Source organism: Mycobacterium sp. Aquia_213, assembly GCF_026625985.1.
In the GTDB taxonomy this organism is placed as follows: Bacteria; Actinomycetota; Actinomycetes; order Mycobacteriales; family Mycobacteriaceae; genus Mycobacterium.
Window position 1 is genome coordinate 3,130,552 of the sequence record NZ_CP113116.1, and the last position, 21,347, is coordinate 3,151,898.

The 21,347-nt window shown below is 64.7% G+C and carries 20 protein-coding genes and 1 pseudogene; 5 read left to right on the top strand and 16 right to left on the bottom strand.

All coding sequences use genetic code 11. The features are described from left to right. Nucleotides 1-50 precede the first annotated feature (50 nt). The 4 genes and pseudogenes from gap (at nucleotide 51) to LMQ14_RS14715 (ending at nucleotide 4,015) form a co-directional block, all read left to right on the top strand. A complete protein-coding gene (gene gap, locus LMQ14_RS14700; protein WP_267730320.1) occupies nucleotides 51-1,079 on the top strand; it encodes a type I glyceraldehyde-3-phosphate dehydrogenase in 1,029 nt (342 codons plus the stop codon). Nucleotides 1,080-1,084: 5 nt separating this feature from the next. Continuing rightward, a pseudogene (locus LMQ14_RS14705) lies at nucleotides 1,085-1,879 on the top strand (HAD-IIA family hydrolase); the annotation flags it as partial. Between the two features lie 142 nt (nucleotides 1,880-2,021). Continuing rightward, nucleotides 2,022-3,095, top strand: coding sequence for a class 1 fructose-bisphosphatase (locus LMQ14_RS14710; protein WP_267730321.1), 1,074 nt, complete (start codon nucleotides 2,022-2,024; stop codon nucleotides 3,093-3,095). 32 nt (nucleotides 3,096-3,127) lie between these two features. Next, on the top strand, nucleotides 3,128-4,015 hold the full coding sequence (locus LMQ14_RS14715; RefSeq protein ID WP_267730322.1) for a phosphoribulokinase: 888 nt from the start codon (nucleotides 3,128-3,130) through the stop codon (nucleotides 4,013-4,015). Here the strand turns inward: LMQ14_RS14715 and LMQ14_RS14720 are convergent. The 12 genes from LMQ14_RS14720 to LMQ14_RS14775 all read right to left on the bottom strand — a co-directional run bounded on the left by LMQ14_RS14720 (nucleotide 4,012) and on the right by LMQ14_RS14775 (nucleotide 16,151). After that, nucleotides 4,012-5,511 carry an NADH-quinone oxidoreductase subunit M gene (locus LMQ14_RS14720; RefSeq protein WP_267730323.1) on the bottom strand — a complete coding sequence of 500 codons (1,500 nt, stop codon included), beginning with the start codon at nucleotides 5,509-5,511 and terminating at the stop codon, nucleotides 4,012-4,014. The genes LMQ14_RS14715 and LMQ14_RS14720 overlap by 4 nt on opposite strands. Next, a complete protein-coding gene (nuoL, locus tag LMQ14_RS14725) occupies nucleotides 5,508-7,400 on the bottom strand; it encodes an NADH-quinone oxidoreductase subunit L (RefSeq protein WP_267730324.1) in 1,893 nt (630 codons plus the stop codon). The genes LMQ14_RS14720 and nuoL overlap by 4 nt, the downstream gene beginning before the upstream one ends. Nucleotides 7,401-7,403: 3 nt before the next feature. Next, a complete protein-coding gene (locus LMQ14_RS14730) occupies nucleotides 7,404-7,550 on the bottom strand; it encodes a hypothetical protein (RefSeq protein WP_267730325.1) in 147 nt (48 codons plus the stop codon). Between the two features lie 77 nt (nucleotides 7,551-7,627). Beyond that, on the bottom strand, nucleotides 7,628-8,473 hold the full coding sequence (locus LMQ14_RS14735; protein WP_267730326.1) for a hypothetical protein: 846 nt from the start codon (nucleotides 8,471-8,473) through the stop codon (nucleotides 7,628-7,630). Next, nucleotides 8,470-9,648, bottom strand: a complete 1,179-nt coding sequence (locus LMQ14_RS14740) for an NHL repeat-containing protein (RefSeq protein ID WP_267730327.1) — start codon at nucleotides 9,646-9,648, stop codon at nucleotides 8,470-8,472. Before LMQ14_RS14740 ends, LMQ14_RS14735 begins: the two co-directional genes overlap by 4 nt. Continuing rightward, on the bottom strand, nucleotides 9,645-10,514 hold the full coding sequence (locus LMQ14_RS14745) for a NifU family protein (protein WP_267730328.1): 870 nt from the start codon (nucleotides 10,512-10,514) through the stop codon (nucleotides 9,645-9,647). The genes LMQ14_RS14740 and LMQ14_RS14745 overlap by 4 nt, the downstream gene beginning before the upstream one ends. Continuing rightward, entirely contained in the window at nucleotides 10,511-11,755 is a 1,245-nt protein-coding gene (locus LMQ14_RS14750) for a hypothetical protein (RefSeq protein ID WP_267730329.1), read from the bottom strand. The genes LMQ14_RS14745 and LMQ14_RS14750 overlap by 4 nt, the downstream gene beginning before the upstream one ends. 5 nt (nucleotides 11,756-11,760) lie before the next feature. Next, nucleotides 11,761-12,027, bottom strand: coding sequence for a hypothetical protein (locus tag LMQ14_RS14755; RefSeq protein WP_267730330.1), 267 nt, complete (start codon nucleotides 12,025-12,027; stop codon nucleotides 11,761-11,763). Between the two features lie 5 nt (nucleotides 12,028-12,032). After that, nucleotides 12,033-12,806, bottom strand: a complete 774-nt coding sequence (locus LMQ14_RS14760) for a hydrogenase maturation protease (protein WP_420714687.1) — start codon at nucleotides 12,804-12,806, stop codon at nucleotides 12,033-12,035. A 77-nt stretch (nucleotides 12,807-12,883) separates the two neighbouring features. Further along, nucleotides 12,884-14,491 carry a nickel-dependent hydrogenase large subunit gene (locus tag LMQ14_RS14765; RefSeq protein ID WP_267730332.1) on the bottom strand — a complete coding sequence of 536 codons (1,608 nt, stop codon included), beginning with the start codon at nucleotides 14,489-14,491 and terminating at the stop codon, nucleotides 12,884-12,886. Between the two features lie 64 nt (nucleotides 14,492-14,555). Continuing rightward, nucleotides 14,556-15,527, bottom strand: coding sequence for a hydrogenase (locus LMQ14_RS14770; protein WP_324291057.1), 972 nt, complete (start codon nucleotides 15,525-15,527; stop codon nucleotides 14,556-14,558). A gap of 66 nt (nucleotides 15,528-15,593) precedes the next feature. Next, nucleotides 15,594-16,151 carry a DUF1641 domain-containing protein gene (locus LMQ14_RS14775; RefSeq protein ID WP_267730334.1) on the bottom strand — a complete coding sequence of 186 codons (558 nt, stop codon included), beginning with the start codon at nucleotides 16,149-16,151 and terminating at the stop codon, nucleotides 15,594-15,596. 256 nt (nucleotides 16,152-16,407) lie between these two features. On the opposite strand from LMQ14_RS14775, the gene LMQ14_RS14780 reads away from it, so the two are divergent. Then, a complete protein-coding gene (locus LMQ14_RS14780; protein WP_267730335.1) occupies nucleotides 16,408-17,469 on the top strand; it encodes an AraC family transcriptional regulator in 1,062 nt (353 codons plus the stop codon). Nucleotides 17,470-17,487: 18 nt separating this feature from the next. Here the strand turns inward: LMQ14_RS14780 and LMQ14_RS14785 are convergent, their stop codons facing one another. Genes LMQ14_RS14785 through LMQ14_RS14800 form a run of 4 tightly spaced genes read right to left on the bottom strand, consistent with a single transcriptional unit; the run spans nucleotide 17,488 to nucleotide 21,206 of the window. Then, nucleotides 17,488-18,390, bottom strand: a complete 903-nt coding sequence (locus LMQ14_RS14785; protein ID WP_267730336.1) for a LysR family transcriptional regulator — start codon at nucleotides 18,388-18,390, stop codon at nucleotides 17,488-17,490. Next, on the bottom strand, nucleotides 18,387-19,331 hold the full coding sequence (cbbX, locus tag LMQ14_RS14790; RefSeq protein WP_267730337.1) for a CbbX protein: 945 nt from the start codon (nucleotides 19,329-19,331) through the stop codon (nucleotides 18,387-18,389). The genes LMQ14_RS14785 and cbbX overlap by 4 nt, the downstream gene beginning before the upstream one ends. Beyond that, nucleotides 19,328-19,753: a ribulose bisphosphate carboxylase small subunit gene (locus tag LMQ14_RS14795; RefSeq protein ID WP_267730338.1), complete on the bottom strand. Its 426-nt coding sequence runs from the start codon at nucleotides 19,751-19,753 to the stop codon at nucleotides 19,328-19,330. The genes cbbX and LMQ14_RS14795 overlap by 4 nt, the downstream gene beginning before the upstream one ends. Nucleotides 19,754-19,775: 22 nt before the next feature. Beyond that, on the bottom strand, nucleotides 19,776-21,206 hold the full coding sequence (locus LMQ14_RS14800; RefSeq protein WP_267730339.1) for a form I ribulose bisphosphate carboxylase large subunit: 1,431 nt from the start codon (nucleotides 21,204-21,206) through the stop codon (nucleotides 19,776-19,778). Between the last annotated feature and the right edge of the window lie 141 nt (nucleotides 21,207-21,347).

Here is a 21,347-nt window from a genome sequence, read left to right on the forward strand (position 1 = left end):
CTGGCGGTGCAGCCCAACCTCACGCGGGATCAAGGCAGAAAGAGACACAAGTGACGGTCCGAGTAGGCATCAACGGCTTCGGTCGAATCGGACGCAATTTCTACCGTGCGTTGTTGGCCCAGCAGGAGAAGGGCGGCGCCGACATCGAAGTGGTGGCGGTCAACGACATCACCGACAACAGCACCCTGGCGCACCTGCTGAAATTCGACTCCATCCTGGGCCGGCTGCCGCACGACGTCAGCCTCGAAGGCGAGGACACCATCGTGGTGGGCCCGGCCAAGATCAAGGCGCTGGCGGTCCGCGAGGGCCCGGCCGCACTGCCGTGGGGTGACCTGGGCGTCGACGTCGTCGTCGAATCCACCGGTCTCTTCACCGCCCGTGCCAAGGCGCAGGGCCACCTGGACGCCGGCGCCAAGAAGGTGATCATCTCCGCGCCAGCCAGCGACGAGGACATCACCATCGTGCTGGGCGTCAACGACGACAAGTACGACGGCAGCCAGAACATCATCTCTAATGCGTCGTGCACCACGAACTGCCTCGGTCCGCTGGCCAAGGTCCTCAACGACGAGTTCGGCATCGTCAAGGGCCTGATGACCACCATCCACGCCTATACCCAGGACCAGAACCTGCAAGACGGGCCGCACAAGGACCTGCGCCGCGCCCGCGCCGCCGGCCTGAACATCGTGCCGACCTCCACCGGTGCGGCCAAGGCCATCGGCCTGGTGCTGCCCGAGCTGAAGGGCAAGCTCGACGGCTATGCGCTGCGGGTGCCGATTCCCACCGGTTCGGTCACCGACCTGACTGCGGAGCTGACGAAGGCGGGCACCGCCGACGAGATCAACGCCGCGATGAAGGCGGCGGCCGAGGGGCCGATGAAGGGCATCCTGAAGTACTACGACGCGCCGATCGTGTCCAGTGACATCGTCACCGACCCGCACAGCTCGATCTTCGACTCCGGTTTGACCAAGGTGATCGACAATCAGGCCAAGGTGGTCTCTTGGTACGACAACGAGTGGGGTTATTCCAACCGGCTCGTTGACCTGGTCTCACTGGTCGGTGAACCGCTGCATCAGCGGTGACGCCCGTGGCCTCTCTGGCGACGTTGCACGACTGCTTGCTGCTCGACCTCGACGGCACGCTATTACGCGGAACACGCGCGATCGACGGTGCCGCTGAAGCGCTTTCCCTGGCGACAACTCGCAACCTCTTTCTGACGAACAACGCCTCACGTAGCGCAGCCGACGTCGCACAACACCTGTGCGAGTTAGGATTTAGCGCAAGCGCGCACGACGTCATCACCAGCGGTCGATGCGCGGCACTCCTGCTGGGTGCCGAATTGACACCCGGCTCCAGGGTTCTGGTCGTAGGCTCGGAGGCATTGGCAGCCGAGGTCAATGGCGCCGGCCTGCAGCCAGTCCGGCGCTGGACCGACGGCCCGGTTGCGGTGGTGCAGGGGTTCTCGCCAGACATCAGTTGGCCTGATCTCGCCGAAGCGGCCCTGGCGATTGGCGCCGGGACACCCTGGGTTGCAACCAACCCCGATCTCACGCTGCCGTCCGAGCGTGGCCTCGTGCCCGGAAACGGTTCTCTGGTGGCGGCGCTGCGTGCGACCACCGGCGCTGAGCCGCGAGTGGTCGGCAAGCCGCACGGTTTCATCTTCCGGGAGGCGCTGTCCCGCGGCGACTTTCGGCGGCCGTTGATGGTCGGCGATCGGCTGGATACCGACATTGCCGGCGCAAACTCCGCCGGGCTGCCCAGCCTGCTGGTGCTCAGCGGGGTGAGTAGCGCAGCTGACGCGATCAGCGCGCAGTCACCGCAGCGGCCGACGTATATCGCTGCGGACCTGCGCGGAATCCATCAGGACGCAGCTAGTCTCAGCTATCACCGGCGGTAGGCTCTGGCCCTCTTGAGAGGTCGACACCAGCGTGCCCCGCCCGACCACCCGACCGGGGGATGAACCGACGGCGCGCAGATCCAAACATATGGGTAGGTATCTTGCTGCCCGCCGGAGGTCCCCGCACATGCTCACCCGTCACACCACGCTGGTCAAATTCCTGATCGAGGAACGTCGGCGCCACCCCGATGCCAGTGGCGAACTGAACTCGCTGATCCTCGATGTCGCCCTCGCCTGCAAAGCCATCTCGACCCGGGTGGCGCAGGGCGAGCTCGGCGGTGTCTTGGGTGCCGCCGATGTGGTGAACGTGCAGGGCGAAGAGCAGCAGAAGCTCGACGTGCTGGCCAACGACTACTTCTTGCGCGCCAACGAGTGGGGTGGTCAGGTGGCGGGAATGGCCTCCGAGGAGCTGGCCGACCCCTATCTACTGCCGGCGCAGTATCCGCGCGGCAAGTACTTGCTGGTTTTTGATCCGCTCGACGGCTCGTCGAACATTGACGTCAATGTGTCAGTGGGAAGCATCTTTTCGATTCTGCGTGCGGCCAGTCCGGGTGCGGACCCATCGCCCGAGGACTTCCTGCAGCCCGGCTCGCAGCAAGTGTGCGCCGGCTACGCGATCTATGGCCCGTCGACCATGCTGGTGCTCACCGTCGGCACGGGCGTACACGCCTTCACGTTAGATCCCACGCTTGGGGAATTCATCCTGACTCGGGCGTCGATCCAAATCCCTGATTCCACTCGCGAATTCGCCATCAACGCCTCCAACAGGCGGTTCTGGGAACCCGCGGTGCAGCGCTACATCGACGAGTGCCTGGCGGGCCGGACAGGTCCGCGCGGCAAAGACTTCAACATGCGCTGGGTCGCGTCGCTGGTCGCCGAGACGCACCGAATCCTGAGCCGCGGCGGCGTGTTCCTCTACCCGCGCGATACCAAGGACCCGGACAAATCGGGACGTCTTCGGCTGCTGTATGAAGCCAGCCCGATCGCGTTTCTGGTCGAGCAGGCGGGCGGCGCGGCCAGCACCGGCCGTGGACGTCTCCTCGATGCCGTCCCGACGAGCCTGCATCAGCGGGTGCCTCTGATTTTCGGAGCGACCGATGAGGTCGACGTGATCGAGGATTACCACCGCCGGGACTACGTAAGGCCTTCCACCTCACCGCTATACGGCGTCCGAGGTCTGTACCGCAGCGGAGTCGGCTAAACCAATCGACAAATCGTACTTGGAGGAAACACATGTCGCGTCTGCACCCGATCATTTCGGTTACCGGTTCCTCCGGGGCGGGGACAACCTCCGTTATGCGGACTTTCGATCAGATCTTCCGCCGCGAAGGCATCAATGTCGCGTTTGTCGAGGGCGACAGCTTTCACCGGTACGACCGAGTCGCGATGAAGGCGGCGATCGCCGATGCTCACGCGCGCGGCGATCACTCATTCAGCCATTTCGGTCCGGAGGCTAACCTGTTCGACGATCTGCAAAGCCTCTTTGAGACGTACGGCGAGACCGGTACCGGCAAGGTGCGGCGTTACCTGCATGACGAAAAAGAGGCCGAACCCTATGGACAGGAACCGGGCACCTTCACGCCGTGGGAGGAGATTCCCGAGGACACGGACATGCTGTTCTACGAGGGGCTACACGGCGCCATCGTCACCGACGACGTGGACGTCGCGACGCATGCCGACCTGCGGATCGGCGTGGTGCCGGTGATCAACCTCGAATGGATTCAGAAGTTGCACCGCGACAAGGTGACCCGCGGGTACACCTCTGAAGCGGTGACCGACACCATTCTGCGGCGTATGCCCGACTATCTGAACTACATGTGCACCCAGTTCTCAAATACCGACGTCAATTTCCAGCGGGTGCCAGTCGTCGACACGTCCAATCCGTTCATCGCCCGGTCGATACCCACCGCCGATGAGTCGATGCTGATCATCCGATTCCGTGACCCGCACGGTATCGACTTTCCGTATCTGATTGCCATGTTGCATGATTCGTTCATGTCGCGCCCCAACACAATCGTGTGCCCCGGCGGCAAGATGGATCTGGCCATGCAGCTGATCTTCACACCGATGGTGCTGCGCCTGCTGGAACTACGCAATGCGCAGCTGGCGGCGGCGCACTAACCCCGCGTCAGTGTCGGCGATACCAGGTCGGCCACGGTGCGTCCGATCGCCGGATTGATGACGTCGAGAACGGGTTTCGGATACACACCCAGGATGACGAGCAACGCCAGCAACGGCCCGACAACGGCCAGTTCACGCGGCCGCAGATCACGGAACGCGGCATCTCCCTGCTTCCTGGGGCCCGTCATCACCCGCTGGTAAAGCCACAGGATGTAAATCGCTGAGAACACCAGCGCAGTCGCGGCCAGCACCGCGCACACCGGGTACCGGTTGAATGTGCCGACCAACACCAGAAACTCGCTGACGAAGGGCGCCAGGCCGGGTAGGGCCAGTGAAGCCAGGCCGGCGATCAGGAATGTTCCGGCCAGCACGGGAGCGACCTGCTGCATTCCGCCATACTCCGCGATGAGGCGGGTGCCTTTGCGGGACACCAGAAATCCGGCAATTAAAAACAGTGCGGCAGTCGCCAGGCCGTGATTGACCATGTACAGCGTCGCGCCGGATTGCCCCTGATCCGTCATCACGAAAATTCCTAGGACGATGAACCCGAAATGGCTGATGGACGTATAGGCGATCACGCCCATGATGTCGCTCTGCCCGATCGCGACCAGGGCACCGTAGATGATCGCAATAACCGCAAGCGTAACGACGAACGGCCGAAACAGAATTGCGCTGTCGGGAAATAGTTTTAGGCAGTATCGCAGCATCCCGAAGGTACCGATCTTGTCGACAACGGCCATCATCAACACCGCGGTTACCGGCGTGGCTTCGGTGGCCACCCCGGGCAACCACGTGTGCAGTGGCCATAGCGGCGCCTTGATGGCGAAGGCGAACATGAAGCCGGCAAACATCAGGTGCATGACGGCTGGATTCGGGGCGACCGCGCCCGTCGACACTGCGGCAACGATAGCGCGGAAATCGAAAGTCCCATCCACCGCTAGGTTCAAGCCAATTAGCGCGGCCAGCATGAGCAATCCGCCAAACAGGCTGTATAGCAGGAACTTCAGCGCGGCACGGGGGGCACCCGGTCCCCCGTAGCGGCCGACCAGGAAAAACATGGGGACCAGCATCGCTTCGAAGAAGACAAAGAAGAGCAGGACGTCCAGCGCTAGCAGCGAGACGAGCATCATCGACTCGACCACTAGCATCAGCGCCAGGTAGCCGCGGGGTCGCTCGACGTCATTCCACCCGGCGACCAGTAAGAACGGCATCAGCACCGTGGTGAAGATCACCAGCACCAAGGCGACGCCGTCGACACCGACGATATATCCAGCCCCGAAAGACTTGATCCATGAATGGCTTTCGACGAATTGGTAGCGGGGCTCCGTCGGATCGAAGAGAACGGCCGACATGCCGGCGATCACCAGGACGCCGGTCGAGATGCCGACAGCGGTGTACTTGGCCACGACCGGCCGGTTGGGCGGCACCGCCAGGACCAGGAAAGCTCCCGCCAGAGGCGCCAGCCACAAGGCACTCAACAATGGCAAGTGAGTCATGACAGCCTTCCCACGACCATGCTCAACAGCAGCGCGGTGGCACCGAGGAAGATCGCCAGCGCATAGGAGCGCGCAAATCCAGTCTGGATCCTCCGGATCTGTGTCGAGCCGGCACCGACGAGCCGCGCAATGCCTTCGACCGCAGCGTCGATTCGCAGGCGTTCCACGTCGACCAGGTTCCGCGAAAGGCGTTGGCCGGGGCGCATGAACGCGGCCTCGTTCACGCTGTCCCCAAACAGATCATGACGTGCGGCCACAACTAAGGTCGACACCCATTCCGAGGCGATGGTCTGCACCGGGCGAGTGGCATAGCTGCGGTAGCCGATTGCGACACCGAGAGCGACGATGGTCAATGTGAGACCCGTGAGCGCCCAGTCGGGCTCGGCCGACGGCGACTCGGCCGAGTGGGCGTGGTCGGTCACCGGTTGCAGCCAGCGTTGCAAGGTTCCGCCGATGGCAAGCACCGCCCCGCCCCCGAGTGAGCCCAGGGCCAGCACGACCATCGGTGCCGTCATGACGACAGGTGATTCATGCGGGTGGGCGCCCGGCTTCCAGCGAGGTTGGCCGAAGAATGTCATGACCATGACCCGCGTCATGTAAAACGCCGTGAGCCCGGCGCCGAGCAATGCCACGGTGCCCAGCACGGCGCCACGGATACCGGCTGCCGCGAAGGCGGTTTCGATGATCGCGTCCTTAGAGAAGAATCCCGCCAGCGGAGGGGCGCCGATAATCGCCAAATAGCCCAGCCCGAAGGTGGCGAAGGTGATCGGCATCGCCTTGCGCAGTCCGCCGTAGCGGCGCATATCGGTCTCGTCGTCCATACCGTGCATCACCGATCCGGCGCCCAAGAACAGCCCGGCTTTGAAGAAGCCATGGGTGAGCAGATGCATGATCGAAACCGCGTAGCCGGCAGGCCCCAGACCGGCGGCCAGCACCATGTAACCGATCTGCGACATCGTCGAAGCGGCCAGGGCCTTCTTGATGTCGTCCTTGGCGCAGCCGACGATCGCACCGAACAACAGCGTGACCGCCCCGACGGTCACCACCGCCGCGCGGGCGACGGGGGCCGCATCGAACACCGGACCCGAGCGCACGATCAAATACACACCGGCAGTAACCATGGTCGCGGCGTGGATCAACGCGCTGACTGGAGTCGGTCCCTCCATCGCGTCACCGAGCCACGACTGCAACGGAACCTGTGCTGACTTGCCGCAGGCGGCTAGCAGCAAGGCCAACCCAATCAGGGTCACAGTGTGCTGCGAAGCTGACGGCACCTTACCGAATACCCCTACATAGGAAAGGTTCCCAAGGTTGGTGAACATCAGCGCCAGCGCCAGCGCTAATCCGACATCACCAACTCGGTTAACGATGAAGGCCTTCTTGGCCGCGGTCGCCGCAGCCGGTTTATCCGACCAAAACCCGATGAGCAGGTAGGACGCTAAACCCACACCCTCCCAGCCCAAGTACAGTACGAGATAGTTGTCGGCCAACACCAACAACAACATCGCCGCCACGAACAGGTTCAGGTAGCCGAAGAATCGGCGTCGCGCCGGGTCGTCGCGCATATAGCCGACCGAATACAGGTGGATCAACGCGCCGACGCCGGTGATCAGCAACACGAAACACACACTCAAAGCATCCAGTTGCAGGCCGAAGTCGACATTGAGCGTGGCCATCGGGACCCAGGTGAACAATGTCTCGTGCAACACGCGATCTGGCGCGGCGCGCTGCAACATCTCCGCGAAAAGCCATACCCCCCAACCGAAAGACATCAGCACGGTCGCACACCCAAGTAGATGCCCCCATGCATCGGTGCGCTTGCCGCCGATCAAAAACACCACCGCCCCGGCTAGCGGCAACACAATCAGCACCCACGGCATCGGCACCATGCGTCAGTGCCCTGTTGCCGGGGTGTCGTCCCCATCGGCGCGCGACCGGGTGCGGTTGAAGAGCACGACAATGGCTGACTCGACCACCACCTCGAAGGCGAACGCCAGCACGACGGCCACCAGAACCATGATGAGGAGATAAGTGTCCACACCTAGTAGCCTGCGCATTCCGGCCGGTTCGCTGATCCCCGAATCGGGGGAGACACCAGGTGGTTTCGCAGCCGTCTTCAGCGTCGCAGCGCGCTCAAGCCCGTCAGCCCCGGGTCGAAGGTCGCCCGCGCCGCCACCGAGGTGGCGGCTGCTGCCACCACCACCGCGGCATCACCTTCGTGCCCTTTGGGAAAGACGATCTCGGCGCTGTCGGGTCCGTCGCGGTGGGCCATCAGCCAGTCGTAGAGCAGCCAGTCGACGGCACACGTCACGGCGAGTGGATCGGCCCCGGCGCTCCGTGACGCCGCGATCACCGAGCTGAGCGCATCCAGGTGCTCCCGGCGTGCGCCGTCCTTGTTCACCCCCGAGCTGTCGAACATCAGCATCGACAGGGTGAGCGGAAAGCGTTGTCCTGCTTCGGTTCTAACCACCCAACGGCCACCCAGCCAGGGCCGGGTCGGATCCACTTGCTGCATCTCTCCGAAGCCGCCCACCACCCCGAGGGTGGGATCATCAAGCTGCCCGTCGAACGGTGCCGGTCCCAGCAGCCCGAGCGGTTGCCGGGCGCGGATGGAGAACAATGCAGCGGTTCCGATGATCTTTCCGGCGCGCAGGTCGGGCTTGACCTGGGCGAGATCGGTGGCCGACGCGTACTCGAGGCACAACCGGTCCAATGTCCGATGCAGGTCGAGCAGGTCGTCGCGCTCGCCAGCATCGGCGGGACCCCTCCCCCCACCAAGGATTTCGCCGAACCGTTCGGCAGCGATGATCAACGCGTCATCAAGCGCCTCCAGGTGGGTGGCCACTAGCCGATCGGCCTCATCGTCATCCACCACCAGCCGCTGAAGCGAGATCGGCACGCCGGCCGATGTGGCCCAATAGAACCCGATCTGCCCGTCGATCTGGACGATGCGCGGCCTCACCGCCGCCGCCAAATCACGACCCGGTTGTTTCCCGAGTCCGCAACCGCCAGTTGGTCCCCACACAGCGACAGCCCGTACGGCCAACACAAGGTGTCGCGCTGCACCGACGTCCAGCGGTTCTCGCCGTTCGCGCCGAAGTGTGGCTGTGCCAGCACGTAATCAGCCGGGCGACCGTCAGTTGGAATCCCGTCCCACAATAGAATTCGGTTGTTGGCGGTGTCGGCCAACGCCAGTCGATTACCCGCCAGACCGATCGCGTAGGGAAACCGGAACCGGTCCCCCGTATGCGGACCGTACGGCCATTCCTGCGCACTGGCGAAGTCCGGCTGGCCCAAGAGAATCTCCGCGGGTGCGTCGGCTTCCGGCGCAGGCGACCAGCCCAAAATGCGGTGGTTCCCCGCGTCGGCGATCAGCAGCAGATCGTCGTGTCCGGCGATGTCGTGTGGCCAGCGGAAGCTGGCTGGGCCTGCCAGCTCTCCCCTGTTCTCTTCCCGGTGGGACGGATTCGGTTGGCCGAGCACCACATCGGCGGGCTGACCCGGATCGGGAATCCCGTTCGACCAACCCAGAACCCGACGATTGCCGGTGTCGGCGACCCAGAACATGTCGCAGATCATCGCGATCCCGAACGGCCAGTAGAACGATGAGGCACTGCACTCGGCGCCGGCGTTGGGCTCCACCGAGGAGGCGTCGCGCTGCCCCAACACGACATCCGGTGCGATATCACTGCGTTGAGGGACGCTGTCCCAGACGAGGATCCGGTGATGCCAGGCGTCGGCCACGATGAGTCGTCCGTCATGCACCAGGACGCCGGTGGGCAGGTTCATTCCGCGTTCGGGTCCGCGGCCGCCGGCCGCGCGCCCTTCGGTCGAGCCATCCGGCTGACCCAGAACCACATCGGCCGGCTGCTCGTCGACCGCCGGGACGCCGTGCCACACCAGAACCCGATGGTTTCCGGAGTCGGCGACCACCAAGTGCTCCTCCCCCAAGAACACTCCGCGCGGCGAATACATCCACGCCATGGTGGGTTCGGCCGCCGGCAGCGCGAGTCCGCCCGGGGCCGGCGCGCCCAGCCACACCTCGGTCGACCACCCATCGGTGAGGTCCAGGTCGGGCACCGGCTCGACCCGCGGCGGCAAAGCGGTGATGTTGCGCCGGACCGTGTAGCGGCTCATCCGCGCACTCGTACCCAAACGTCTCCGTTGTCAATGCGCAGCGGCAGCTGTTCGAGTTGTGCGCCGGGCGCACTCAGGCATTCGCCGGAGGACGCGTCATAGCAGAATCCGTGCCACGGGCAGGTGAGCGTGCCGCTGTCCACGTCGAGGATGGCGTTGTCCAATGGCATTGCCTCATGCGCGCATTCGTTGCGGTAGGCGGAGAGCCGATGCTCGACGCTCAGGACAATCACGTCGGCAGTTTCTCCGGAATCGGCGGTCAGGCTGCACACCGTCACATCACCATCGGCCACCTCGGCCGCAGATCCGACTCTGGCCCAGCCGTCGCGTGCGGGGCCGATGCGCAGCGCTTCGAGCGGAATCAAGGTCGGCGATGGCTCATTGGGAAGCACCTCGACCGCCGAGATGGCTGGCACGCCCTCCACCAAAGCTTGCTCGACGAGGTTGCGCAGCGTCACCGACGACATCGAGCAGCCGTTGCAGGCTCCGTCGAGCCGCACGTAGGCGGTGCCGTCTTCCACCCGGCTGAGGGTGACATCGCCTCCGTGGCTTTGCAACTGGGGTCGCACCGATTCCAGCACTCGGTTGGCGTGGGTGAGCGGGTCCGGTCGGATGATCTCGTGCAGCGACAGCAGCAGGTGCACGATCGGATCGTCGACCAGTTCGAAGAGCACCGCACGTGCGGCGTCGTCCTCGCGCATCCGGCGCACCATGGTCACCAGTCCGGCGCGATGCACGGCCTCGAGAGCCGACTTGAGTTCCTCGGCCACGGCCCGGGCCTTGGGGTCGAGCTCGGCCAGCGCCGCGACGGCGTCGTCGACCCGTTTGGCCAGTTCCTCGAGCCGGGGCTCGGACACCACCGTCATGTGAGGTCCTCGGAGCGCAAAAGCGCCACCTGCCGGGCGATCTCGTCCAGCACGCCGCGCACCGTACGCACCGAATCGTGGTCCTGCTGCTCCTCGAACAGGAACCGCGCCTCGTAAAGTTTTGCCTTGGCCTGATCGAACATCCCCAGGTGGGCCAGCGCGTTGCCCTGGTTGGCCAGCACCCGGGCCCGGCCCAACGGGTCGGTCTCGCGATCGCGGGCGGCGAGAACGCCTTCGTAGAGTTCCACCGCCTCTACGAGATTGTCGGCCTGGTGCTTGGACGGCGTGTACACCAGGGAGTTCGCCAGATTCAGCTGAACGCTCGCCCACTGTTCCGGGTAGTGCTCGGGGGTGTAGACCTTCAGCGCGGAACGCAGCGATTGTGCGGCCACCCCGAGGCGCAGCTGGCCGGACGCCTCTACCATCGGCATCGTCAGATACGCGGTCGCCAGGTTGGCGTGCGCGGACGCCCACAGCAGCGGCGACTCCTCCCGCAACACCAGCTGCAGCGCCGAGTGGTAGTGCGGTATCGCCTGGGCTAACAGGCCCGGATTGTCCTGGGCGCGTTCGTGTATCAGGCCCGCGACGGTGAGATGCAGCTCGGCCCGGGCAACGCGCAGACCGTCGGCGCCGTCGAGCAGACGCAACGCCCGTTCCAACCGCGACTGCGCCGACGGCTCATCGCTGTCGAGGCAGATCGATCCGGCCGCCCCGATCAGCATGCCTTCAAGACAGGACGACACCTCGGCGGCGGCCAGGGCGCCCTGCTCTAGCAACGCAACAGCCGTCACTGGATCCCTTTGCGCGACGGCGTGACTAGCCTGTGCAGACAATGCCACGGCGGCAAGTTCGCCGGTGGCGCCGTCGGCCTCGGGCGGAGTGTCGCGCTCGCCGATCGTGAACAACACCAGGTCGACCAAGATGCCGAATTCGCCGAGGTCCGCCCGCAGCTTGTCGGTGTCGACACCGTCGGGTTGTAGCACGAACCGGTTGTATCGCGTGACTGGGTCATCTGCGTTCAACTGGCCCAACGCCGCCTCGACATCACCGGAATGGGCGAGCTCCAGCGCCGACAGCCCGTGCGGCCAGACGGCGGGTTCGTTCCCGTCCAACAGCGCCGACCGCACCGGGTCGTTCTCAGCGCCGGCGGGAATCAGCAGATACCCCAGCGGCAGCGGGAAAGCGCCGAGCGCTTGCGGTCTGGTGGCCACACCGGTGGCGATCTCAGCGGCGGAAGTCATGGCATTCATCCATTGAGTGGTCCTCGGATATCGCGTTCGGCGGCACGTTTGATCAGGTTGGCCGACAACTCGGCACGGCGCTTGGTGGAATGACCGTCGATCCGCTTTCGCACCACACCGTCGGCGAATACCACGATGATCTCGACATACCAGCGTCCGCTTTCCTCGACAACGACGGTCTGAACGTCGAGCGCCTCGTCGGCCGAGCTGTCGGCGCGAGCCACCGTCGGCGGGCGTTCCGGCTGCCCACCGTCTGTCGGCCGCTCAGCCATCAGAATCACCCCGGCGGCTCCCGCCGGCCCTGCAACGGAATGCGCAGCGACTTGGTTGCATCGTCCCAGAATGCACCAGCGACACCCGAAATTGCGCGGTCAGCGATCACCTCGCGAATAAGCAGCGACCGGTCACCCGCGGGGTTGCGCTGCTTCAACAACAGTCCTCCACTGCGCGGACCGCGCAGCGGGATCAGCCACAGGTCGCCGTCGCGGAGCACGGCCACCACAGCGTCGGAGGGAAATCGACTGGCCGCCAACGTTGCATCCAGCCGCAGGTAACCGTCGGCGGTGAATTCGACGGTGGCCTCGCCGGCTGCGGCAGGCCGAAGTGCGGCGAGATGGTCGGCCTCGATCCGGTCGATGACCAGCTCCATCGCGGCCTGTACCGGTGCGGACAGATCTGCACCGAGCTCGACACCTTCCACCCCGACGAGATAGACGGTGATGTCAGTCGGACAGTCATCGCCGAGCGCCCAGCGGGCGAACGCGATCGCATGGTCCCAGCGAAACGAGTGGGTATGCAGGCCCTGTAGCGGCGGCAGGTCCGCCAGCTCCGCTCCCGGCACCTTGAAAATGGTGCCCGGCGCCGAACCCGTCGCCGCCGCGTCGATGATCACCACGCGATCGGCGCCGCGCATCTGGAACGCCACGTCCATGCCCGCGGTACCGCCGTCGACCAGGCGTGCCCCCTCGGGGACCCCGCGTTCCCAAAGGTGGCGGACCAGAACGGGTCCGACACCGTCGTCACCGCGCAGCAGATTGCCGCAGCCGACCACCAACACCGCACAACCGGGGGGCGCGAGGTCGTCGGTGTCGTCGGCGGGTCCCAAGCCGCAGTCAAAGGAAGTCAGGATCACACCATCCCGTTGATCACGAACCGAGATAACTCTTTACCCGTCTTGCCGTCATAAGCGTGCACCGTGCACACCAGGCAGGAGTCGAAGCTGCGCGCGACATGGCCGAGTTCCACCGGGTCGTCGGGGTCCACGATCGGCGAACCGACCAGCGCACTCTCGATCGGGCCGAGCACCTGTCCACTGTCTCGTGGGCCGATGTTCCACGCGGTTGGGGTCACAACTTGATAGTTCTTAATCTTGTTGTCCTCGAGCACGATCCAGTCCGAAAGCGCACCGCGAGCGGCCTCGGTCGAGCCGAACCCCATGCCCTCGGCGTGCTCGATGGGCTTGGAGTAGAAGCTTTCCTTGAGGTTGAGTTGATCGAGCCACTCGCGGGTCCACTTGTAGTACTTCGGGCCCTCGTGCATGCGTGCGAGCTGGCGGACCATGACGCTCGGTCCGATCTTGTTGAACATGTCCACGAACAGCGGGTCGTTGTCCTGGTGTGCGGCGGCATTGGGACCACCGGCCGCCATCCGGCGGGCCAGGGGGCCGGCTTCCAGCGGGATATTGCCCAGGTTGCCCACGGCATACCGGGGCGACTTGGCCCAGCTGTACTTGCCGTCTTTGCGGCCCTGCTCGGGATCGATCGGAATGGTCTCGCCTTCGAATGGATGCAGCGGGCGGCTGCCCTCGTAGAACGAGTGGGTGACGTCCTCGCGGACGTTGGCCTGGTCGAACTCGTACCACTTACCCTTGGCGTACACGCCGGAACGGCCGATCAGCGCGGCATTGCGCCCGGCGATTGTCGGGTTCTCATACAGCGACGGGTTGAAGTAGGTGCCCGTGGAGATGTAGTTGCCGACGCCGGCGCCGTACTTGTCCAGGCCGACGTCCAGGCAGTAGCGGATGAAAAAGCCGCAGTCACTATTGTATTGGGATTCGTTCTCGTCCACCCAGGCCAGCACGTCTTCCCAGGTCTTGTTCTCCAGCCAACGGTCGATGGTGCAACCAAGCCATCGCGCTTCCAGCCAGTTGTCTTTCCAGTGCTCGAGGATCGCGATCGAGCGGGTGACGTCCGATAGCGTTGGCGCGCACATCACCCCGCCGGGCACCATGAAGCTCGAGTGCGGCCACTGCCCGCCGAAGATCGCGTACACCTCGACGGGCTTTGCTGAAAGCACAACGCCCGGTTGGTAACTCGTGCCGACGTACGGGGCAAACCGGCGCACCGCTTCGTCGTAGAGCTTGGACTTGGCGTAGTTCTTGTTGGTCAGGTCGATCGCGAACAGCGCGTAGAAGTAGCGTGGGATCGACTGCAGCGTCTCGCATGCCTGGCAGATGTTGCGCACCAGGGTGGCGTTGGGCGGCACATGCGTTCGCCACGCGGTGTCCAGCGCGTACGCCGACTTGTAGAGGTGGCTGCCGCCGCAGATGCCGCAGATGCGCGGACACACGATGAGGCCGGCCTGCGGGTCCTTGCCGCGCAAGATGATTTCGAAGCCCCGGAACATCGCGGCCTCGGTCCAGGCCGACGTGACGACGCCGTCCTCGACGGTGACGCGGACGTCGAGGTCTCCCTCGACGCGGCCCAATGGACTGACATAGAGGTCGAGCGCAGTCATAAATGATCCTCTCTAGGGCTTACCAGGATTTGGTGCACTACCAGGGCTGTGGGCGTGCCGGTCCTCAGACCACGAACATGTCTTCTTTAGACCATTGCGGCGCGGCGATCCGGGCGGCCGCAGCGTGCGCCATATAGGTCAGGTGATCCGACCCCTCGGGGACTTCCCTCGGGATCATGCCGGACACCTTCTGCGTCTTGAACACGGTCCCCGGCGCCAGATCGAAGTGCGGGAATTCCGGCTCGGTGCAGCCCAGGCACGGCATGCCGGCGCGGGTCTTCGACGACTGGCGGTTCCACAGGATCCGGTTGCATGGTGAGTGGGTCATCGGGCCGCGGCAACCGAATTCGTAGAATAGGCAGCCGGTGCGGGTGCCCTCGCCGAACGCCATCGTCGACTGCTTATACTCGAAGAATTGCACTCGGGTGCAACCGGTTTGGGTGAACGTCTTGAAGAACGTCTCGGGCCGGTGCAATTCGTCGAGGGTGATGTCGCCCGCCCGACCGGTGGCCAGCGCGACGAGGATCTGGGTAATCCAGTCGGGATGGGCCGGACACCCGGGAATGTTGATCACGGGCAGGCCCATCTTGGACCGGAAGTCGGGACCCAGAAATCCGCCCTTGTCGCGCTTGTGGAATTGCAAACCCGTCGACGCCGATGGATTGGGCTCCATGGCCGGGATGCCGCCGAAACACGCACAGTCACCGATCGCCACTACGATCTGCGCGGCCGCGGCCAGGTCGGTCACCCAGTCCTTCATCGCACGATCCGCGAACATGTCCATGCGACCCGTGCCGTTGGGCGCCTCGATGACCGTGCCCTCGAACACGAAGATGTCCAGCGGCCGCTCGCCATTGGCGCAATCCCAGAAGACCTTCTGCGCATTCTTTCCGAGTTCGAGCCCCAATGACGGATGCCATAAGAGATCCAGTCCGAAATCGACAATCAAGTCGACAACATTTGGCTCCTCGGCATTAAGAAATGACATCGTATTCCCGCTGCATGCGCCGCCTTGAAACCATAAAACGGAAGCCATACGAACTCCTCTCGAAATAGCGGACGAGGGCGCGACCGCATCGGTGAATAGTGGGCTGAATGTCTTTTACTGCGGGAGATGCCTGCCGAATGCCCGCGCTACCTGTACTAGGAAGCCCAGGCCCCGGCTGACGTCTTGGTCCTTGCTGACCCGCCACAGTCCGAACAACCCCTTGGGGCCCCCCGGGTCCGCCGCGGCGGCGGTCTTGCCCTCAACGAGGGCCTGGCCCACCTCCGCCAGAACATCGACGGCCCGCGGATCGACAAGCGGCGACTGCAGGATCTTGCTCAACGCCGGCGTGGCGGTCACCAGCGACGACGCCAGTTCCGACAAGCTCGCCGCAAGCGCCCGCAGGTCGACCGACCGCAGCTCGGATGCCACGCCGTCAAAGCTCGGCAGGCGGGCCGCCGACGCTCCTGCGCGCAGCTCGTCGACGGTCGAGGCCAACGTCTCACTGATCTCGTCACCCCGACGAACAAAGCCGTCGAGGCCGGTCAGCAGGATCGCTAGCAGATCGGCATGGTCGAGCAAGTTGTTGAGCGACGCGGCGACCGTCGGGTCGTCGAGCCGGTCGCGCAGCTGGTCGAACGGCGACAGAGTAGCGATCTGGCCGTTTGCCGACATGGCACCTCCTAGGCGGATCGGGTGGGCTGTGCCCCGATTCCGAAAGGGCCGTAGCGGACTGTGGCCCCGATCACAAACTAGCGGCCGTTCGACGTTCTGCCTATCGTTATCGCGCAGCAGCTGTCAGGATTGCGAAGAGTTAAGCGCGTTGGTGCGCGCTCAGCCAGCGGGAGACTTGCATGATTGCCACCGATTATTTAATGGACACTTCACAATTCGATGGCGTGTCGATGGAGTCACAAGCAGGCGATACGCGGTGTCACGGCTAACCCGTCTGGGGTATATCGACGTCCGCCGCACGGCGAATCCGGTGCGGCGCAAGGTGCGCTCGCGGGGTGTCCCTCCGGCCTTGGCGGACAACGAGATCTTCTACACCGAGAACCCGACCGAAGCCATGCGATTGATGGCCAAAGCGTTGGCGCCGTTGTCGTTACATGTAGGACCCGACGACGCCGCGGGGTTTGCTGCGACCATGCATGGCGTACGGCTACGCAACGTCAGCATGCTGTACCTCGACGTGCATGTCGCGGCGACGGTCGACATTCCCGCACTCGGCCAGTACTTCGGGGTGCACATGCCTATGAACGGACGTGCGTTGGTAGATCACCGCGGCCGTAGCTTCGAAGCCAACACAATCCGCGCGTTAGTGACCAGCCCCGGCGAGGCGCTGCGGATCCAGTTCGACCACGACTCCCCGCAGTTGCTGATCCGGGTAGAGCAGCGCGCCATGGCCGCCCACCTCACCCGGTTGCTGGGCCGAAGCCTGACCAAGCCGTTGGAGTTCGAACCCGATTTCGACCTCGCCAGCGAGGCCGCGATGCGTTGGCACACCGCGGTTCAGCTCATCCACAGCGAGGTGTTCCACCCCGGATCGCTGATCCAGCGGGGCCAGGGCATCGGTGCGATCGAGGAATTGGTGATGAGCACCCTGTTGCAGCTGCAGCCGTCCAACTATCACGAAGAGTTTCTCCAGCCAGCTCAGCCAGATCCACGACGCGTCGTCGTTCATGACGCCATGAACTTCATCGACGACCATCTCGCTGAGCGCATCACGATGGACGAAGTCGCCAAGGCGGTCCATATGAGTGTCCGTTCCATCCAGCAGGGCTTCCGCGAGGAACTGAACATGACGCCGATGACCTACCTTCGCGAGCGCCGGCTGGAGCGGGTCCACGAGGAGCTCATGGACGCGATGCCCTCCGACGGGATTACCGTCACCGCCGTCGCCGAGCGATGGGGCTTCAACCACCTCGGAAGTTTTGCCGTGGAGTACCGCAAGCGGTGGGGCGAGGCGCCGTCAGATACCTTGCGGCGCTAATCCCGCGGCCGGTGGCCGCTACGACGCGCGAGGCACTGCGCTGACCTGCCGCCAGCCGAGTTCGGGACGGGAGGTCAGGTGGTGGATGAGCAACTCGGTGGCCATCGGCGGCGTGGCCTGGCTGACGACATGCCAGGGCCGCTTGATCGGAGTGCCCGGGACGGGTAGTTCCACCAGCGTGCCCGAGTCGAGCTCGCGCTGCACCGCCTGCCTCGACACCAGCGTGACGCCCAGCCCCGCAACGGCCGCCGACACCACCGCGCCGTGCGAGCCGAGCACCAGCTGTGGCGGCGCAACATCGAGTTCCTCGAGCAGCGTCATCAGCGTCGAGCGGGTGCCGGACCCGTGCTCACGCAAGAGCCAGGTGGCCGTCACCGGCGCGAAGCCGTCGGCCAGTTCCGGGCGCCCGACGACGATCAGCGTGTTCGGGCTGATCGCGCGGACCCGGACCTTCTTGCGCAAGTCTTCCGGCGGCCGACCCGCGAACACCAGATCGACTTCGTGGCGCGACAGCATCGGCCACAGAGCGCTGCGCGCGGCCACCTCGACGTGCAGGACCACCCCCGGATGTTGCTCGCGAAACGACGCCAGCGCCGCCGGGATCAGCAACTCCCCCGCCGACGTCACCGCGGCCAGCCGGATCGAACCGTTTTCCGGATCTGCCTCGCCGCGCGCGGCCAGAATCGCCTCGTCGTGCAAGCCCAGAATGCGGCGCGCGTACTCCACATAGCGCAGACCGGCCGGCGTCAATCGCACTCCCCGGCCGTGCCGATCGACCAGGGTGATTCCGATGTCGCTGCTTAAGGCTCGCAACGCCGAGGAGATCGACGACTCGGTGACGACCAGACGTTCGGCGGCGCCGCGCACCGAGCCGGTGTCAGCCACCTCGACCAGCGCCCGCAGCCGCGCATTTGTTGTCATGCCGTCTCCCGTGTCTCGAACACCCGGCTGGCCAACAGATCTACCGCTTCGATCGTGGTCAGCTTCGCCAGGCCGACCGGTGTGTCGGCCTCGGCAAGTAGCCGGCGCGCATGCCGGAGCCGGGCCCGCTCCAGCGCGTTGCGCACGCTGCGCGCGTTGGCGAACCACGGCTGGTCGCGGCGAAGGTGGAGGTAGTTACGCAGCACGCCTCGGGCCTCGTCGGAGAATCGGTAGCCCAAGCCGGCGATCATCAGGCCCGCGATGTCCTCGAGCTCGCCGACCGTGTAGTCCGGGAACGTGACGTGGTGGGCGATACGGCTCTGCATTCCGGGGTTGGCCGAGAAGAATTGGTCCATTTTGTCGGAGTAGCCGGCCAGGATCACCACCAGGTCGTCCCGGTTGTTCTCCATCACCTGCAGCAGGATCTCGATGGCTTCGCCGCCGTAGTCGCGCTCGTTTTCGACCTTGTAGAGGTAGTAGGCCTCGTCGATAAACAACACGCCGCCCATCGCGCGTTTGATGACGTCCTTGGTCTTGGGCGCGGTGTGCCCGACGTACTCTCCGACCAGGTCGTCGCGGGTGACGCTGACCAGATGACCGCGGCGCAGGTAGCCAAGCCGGTGCAGCAGGTTGGCCATCCGCATTGCCACCGTGGTCTTGCCGGTGCCGGGGTTGCCGGTGAAGCACATGTGCAGAGTCGGTTGCGCTGCCTGCACGCCGAAACGTTCCCGCGCGCGGTCGACCAGCAGCAGCGCCGCGATCTCGGCGATGCGGGTCTTCACCGGCTCCAGGCCGACCAACTCGCGGTCCAACCCCGACAGCACCTCGTCGACACCCGAGGTGGCCCGGGCCGCCGCCAGGTCGACGACGGCATCCGGGTCCAGGGTCTCCGGCTCCGGTTCCGGCTCGGAGAGGGCCGGCCGGTAGCCGAAAGCCGTCATGACGACTCGTACCTCTGTCCGCTTGGCCGCTCGGTGGCATAGGCGTACGTGGTATATCCGATTTGGCGGTCGGCCCGTTCGGCACGGTCCAGCCGGAAGCCGGGCTCCTCGACGGGCCGGTTGACGATGAACGACAGCGCCGTCGTCTGCCGGCCCAAGCTCGCGTCATACGCGTTCAGGCGGATGTAGCTGTTCGGGTTTGCCGCCCGGCAGGCGTTGACCTCGAGCAGCACGCCGGCCGCGTCCTTGAGGTCGAACATCGGGAGCCCCCACATCTCCCAATAGATGTTGCGCGGATGCGGGTCGTCGGTGAATTCCACCGACAGCGGCCACTCGTGGTCGAGTGCGTAGCTGATCTGGGCGGTGATCTCCTCGTCAGTGAACTCGGGCAGATACGAGAAGGTGCCCTGGGTGATTCGCATGATTGGCTCCTTTTTGGCTGGCTTAGGCCCGAGTCGGCACCGCGACGACGTCGGGGGTGTCGGTGGATTCGTAGTTGAAGGTGATGTCGCCCCAGGTGGCCAGTGCGGTGTCCAGCGCCCGGCTGCGTGAGGCGGCCTTCTTGAGGATTTCCGGCCCCTCCTTGTAGTAGTCGCGGCCCTCGTTGCGGGCCTTGATCATGGCCTCCAAGGCGACCCGGTTGGCCTCGGCGCCGGCAGCGATTCCCATCGGATGACCGATCGTGCCTCCGCCGAACTGCAGAATCACATCCTCACCTAGATAGTGGATGAGCTGGTGCATCTGGCCAGCGTGGATGCCGCCGGAAGCAACCGGCATGACGCCGGGCATGGACGCCCACTCCTGGTCGAAGTACAGGCCCTTGACCGGGTCGGCTTCGACGCTGTCGAGGCGCAGCGTGTCGTAGAACCCGGCGGTGGTGTTGGGGTCGCCCTCGAGTTTGCCGACCACCGTTCCGGCGTGGATATGGTCGACGCCAGCCAGCCTCATCCACTTCGAGATGACACGGAAGCTGACGCCGTGCGACTTCTGCCGGGTGTAGGTGCCGTGCCCGGCCCGGTGCAGGTGCAAGATGACGCTATTGTCGCGGGCCCACTTGGCCATGGACTGGATCGCGGTGTAGCCGATCGTCAGATCGATCATCACAACCACCGACCCGAGCTCGGCCGCGAAGTTCGCCCGCTCGTACATCTCCTCCATCGTTCCGGCAGTGACGTTGAGGTAGTGGCCCTTGATCTCCCCGGTCGCCGCCTGCGCCCGGTTGACGGCCTCCATACAGAAGAGGAAGCGGTCTCGCCACCGCATGAATGGCTGGGAGTTGATGTTCTCGTCGTCCTTGGTGAAGTCCAGCCCGCCACGCAGTGCCTCATAGACGACGCGGCCGTAATTGCGCGCCGAGAGCCCCAGCTTGGGCTTGGTGGTGGCGCCCAGCAGCGGCCGACCGAACTTGCCGAGGTGTTCGCGTTCCATCACGATGCCGTGTGCGGGGCCCTGGAAGGTTTTGACGTAGTGGACGGGTATCCGCATGTCTTCCAGACGCAGCGCCTTGAGCGGTTTGAACCCAAACACGTTGCCGATGATCGAACTGGTCAGGTTGGCAATTGAGCCCTCTTCGAACAGGTCGAGGTCGTAGGCGATCCACGCGATCCACTGTCCGGGGGCGTTCGGCACCGCCTCGACCCGATAGCACTTGGCCTGGTAGTGCTCGAACGTAGTGAGCCGGTCTGTCCAGACCACCGTCCACGTCGCGGTGCTCGATTCACCGGCAACGGCGGCGCCGGCCTCCTCGGGAGGAACCCCCGCCTGCGGGGTGATCCGGAAGGCGCACAGGACGTCGGTGTCCTTCGGCAGGTAATCCGGCTGCCAGTAGCCCATCTCTGCGTACGGGATTACTCCCGCATTCCATCTATCTGTCATGGCTCGCATGGTGTCAACGAAATGATCAATCTGTCTATCAAGAATAGACCACTAATACTTAGGTAAATAGTTAGGTCTCAGGTTACCCCCATCCTTTCCACCATTCGGGTGACGCCGCACTATCGGCGCTGCTCTTACGGT